Origin of the sequence: Microbispora corallina (assembly GCF_016863035.1) — a bacterium.
Taxonomy (GTDB): domain Bacteria; phylum Actinomycetota; class Actinomycetes; order Streptosporangiales; family Streptosporangiaceae; genus Microbispora; species Microbispora corallina.
Map to the genome: position 1 here is coordinate 1 of NZ_BOOC01000090.1, position 1247 is coordinate 1247.

Annotated in this window: 1 protein-coding gene; it reads left to right on the top strand. The window is 64.7% G+C overall.

The window, feature by feature from the left end; genetic code table 11:
- Nucleotides 1-266 precede the first annotated feature (266 nt).
- Nucleotides 267-1247, top strand: a 981-nt coding sequence (locus Mco01_RS38650) for a GH25 family lysozyme (RefSeq protein ID WP_275410698.1), incomplete at its 3' end; no start/stop codon positions are given.

The window sequence follows — 1247 nt, forward strand, 5'->3', positions numbered from 1 at the left end:
ATGATCGCGGCACATGTGGCGATGTTCCCGCTCATGCTGGCGGTCATGCTCTGGCGGCGTGACGAGTACGCCCATGCCCACCACTGAACATTCCCGCACAGGCCGTCGCGGCGCCACCACCGCGCCGTGGAGCTACCACCCCCTCATCGTCGTCTGAATTCGGCCACGCACCGGTCGGGTCACCCAAGCGACCCGTCGGCGGATCGCGAGACCCGAGCAGGCCGGTCGACGACCGCGTCAACCACCCACCCAGAAGGGACGAGGACGTGACGATACGTCATTCACTGTCGCGAAAATCTGCCATCGCGCCGATAATCCGCCTCGGAACAGCAGTCGTGACAGCGGCCATGGCCATTATCGCGATTGCCGCCGCTCCGGCGGCGGCGATACCGGTCGGATACTCCATCAACGGGGTCGACGTCTACGAAGGCAACGGTTCCATCGACTGGGCAGCCGCGTCCGCCGCCGGCATTAGGTTCGGCTGGGCCAAGGCGACGGAAGGGCTCAGCCACGTCGACGGCAGGTATGCGACCAACTATACGAATGCGAAGAACAATGGCGTCTACCTGGGCGCGTATGCCTTCGGGCGGCCGGACCTGGGAGTGGGCACAGGTAGGGCGCAGGCCGACTTCCTGCTCGATCACGCGCAATACGTCGCGGACGGGAAGACTTTGCCGCCGCAACTCGATATCGAGTGGCCCTACGAAAACTCTTCCGGAAACTATGTCGCCCCCTATCCCTGCTACGGCCTGTCACCGAGCCAGATGGTGACGTGGATCCGCGATTTCGTCACCGAAGTCAAGAACCGCACAGGCCGCGATGCGGCCATCTACACGAATTACAACTGGTGGAAGGACTGCACCGGCAACAACGGGTCCTTCGGCGCCAACCCGCTGGAGATCGCGCACTACGTCGACCCCGACAGCGGTTCGTCCTACGGGAGCGTGCCGGCCGGATGGAGCCGTCCGACTGCTTGGCAGTACAACTGCTCCCGGTCCGTGCCCGGCACATCCTCCAATAACAAGGTATGTCAGACGGCGTTCATCGGCGGCTACGCGGAGCTCACCGAGTTCGCCGGTGCCTCGAACGCTGTGGATCGGCAGGGTCCGTCGAGTGTGGTGGATGCCTCGGGGGCGGTGCAGGTGTTCGCCCGGGGGTCGGACGGGTCGCTGAAGCATTGGTACTGGTCCAACGGCTGGCAGTTCGACGTGCCGGGTGGGGACATCGCCGGGTCGCCGACCGTGATG